Raw genomic sequence first — 1,764 nt, forward strand, 5'->3', positions numbered from 1 at the left:
GTGGCTGAACCCGGATAACGACGATAGAAAAGCACCCGATGACATGAAGTTGGCAGCATGAAATAGCGGACAACTATGTTGACAATCACCGGCCCCAAGGAACCTATTGTCGGATCCGCTGCTTAAGGATCTCTCCTTTGATGAAGCGATCGCGCTGGGGAAGGAGCAGGATGTGCCGCCGCTGGCGCCTGCCACTGAGGAGCGTCATCGCCGGTTCCTCGTCGCTTTCTTCAACCACCTGGTCAACGGACAGACCATCGACGTGTCACCGATGAAGGCATTCCGAAAGCCCAAGAAGGACGACACCATCGATCCCGACAAGGCGATCCGCCTGTTCGAGGACGCAGACCTGCAAGCCATTTTTGACCCCGCGACATTCATTCCTTGGGCTAAGAAACCGCAGTATTGGTGGGCACCGATGATCGGCCTATATACCGGCGCCAGGGTCAACGAAGTCTGCCAGCTGAAGCTGGCCGACATCATCGAGGAACGCGGGGTGTGGTGCATTGCTTTCCAGAAGACGTTGGACCAAGACTTGGCCGCGGACCCGAAACGCCGACGGCGCAGCCGGCAAAGCATGAAGGGCGCGGGATGCATGCGCATCATCCCCATCGCCAAGCCGCTCTTGGAGGCAGGATTTCTGGAGTTCGTGGAAGACATGAAAGCGATCGGCCACCCTCGCCTGTTCCCGCTGCTCTCCGCGGGCGTAAACCGCACCACCGGGGAAACGAATGCACGTTACAGCCAGCAGTTCGTCGTGGACTTCGGGCGCTACCTGAAGAGCCTGGGCTTCGCGAAAGGAATCGGCTTCCACGCCTTCCGCCACACCCTGGCTACCGAACTCGACGTCAACGACGTGCCGGAGAAGGAGATTGCCCTGGTCACGGGCCACAGCACCGATCCCCGCGACCGGGTCCAGGTCTTGCGCCAGCACTACCTGCACAAGAAACCACAGGTGACGCGAAGCAAGCAAATCAGTGCCTTGGAGCTGTATCAGCCCAATGTGGAACTGCCTCGCTATGAGCGAGGGCAGTTTGCTACGTGCTTAGCTGATCCGAGCAAGTTTTACCCGTAACGCACGGCAACTAACCAATGAACCACTCGACCAATCCGGGCGCATGTATGCCCTGCCAAAAATTCTCAGGCTTTTCCACCATGAGTCTCACCACATGCCTACCACTGACCTACCGTTCTCCCAGTCGAAACCAACCTAGCAAAGCAGCAATACTCTAGTGGAGCGATCTAAATGGTGTCTATGTATGGCGGTTGCACGATTCCGGCGCGCGTGTAGTTCAATACTACTCATAAAAAAGCTCACCATCCAGGCCAATCATCAGATCACCATCGATTTCGGCGAAAGGAATCTCAACAATGTCGTCGGGGTGCCGAGGAAGGGCACGACCCTCATGCGGGGCATTTTTGGTGTGCCCCTTTACTTTTACCCCATCTTCTTTGATGTAGGGGAGAACAACAATTCGTCCGTGATTCTGCGAAATAATCGTTCCTTCTCGCCACAAAGCTTCTCCGTCTGAGCTTCCCTTCGCTGACCCAAGCTCCTTCACTAGCCAGCCAACGTTCTTATGAGTTTCATACCAGAAAACATAACATCCGTAGACAAGGACCTTTTCACCTTTAGCTAGCGCTTCTGCAAGAAGGCGCCTTATTCCGGCCAGCTTAATCCTACTGTGTCATAAAAATGTTATTCTGCAGGCAATCCACACCGTGCTGAGATGAACATGGCCGCAGTCAGTCACCAAGCGCGTT

General features: G+C 55.3%; 1 protein-coding gene and 1 pseudogene. One reads left to right on the forward strand and one right to left on the reverse strand.

The genetic code is table 11. The annotated features are described in order from the left end of the window. Positions 1–91 precede the first annotated feature (91 nt). A pseudogene (locus XcuCFBP2542_RS18855) lies at positions 92–1,075 on the forward strand (site-specific integrase); the annotation flags it as partial. Between the two features lie 223 nt (positions 1,076–1,298). Here XcuCFBP2542_RS18855 and XcuCFBP2542_RS19475 read toward each other — a convergent pair. Beyond that, positions 1,299–1,562: a hypothetical protein gene (locus tag XcuCFBP2542_RS19475; protein WP_146090371.1), complete on the reverse strand. Its 264-nt coding sequence runs from the start codon at positions 1,560–1,562 to the stop codon at positions 1,299–1,301. Positions 1,563–1,764 lie beyond the last annotated feature (202 nt).

This window comes from Xanthomonas cucurbitae (assembly GCF_002939885.1).
Lineage (GTDB): Bacteria > Pseudomonadota > Gammaproteobacteria > Xanthomonadales > Xanthomonadaceae > Xanthomonas > Xanthomonas cucurbitae.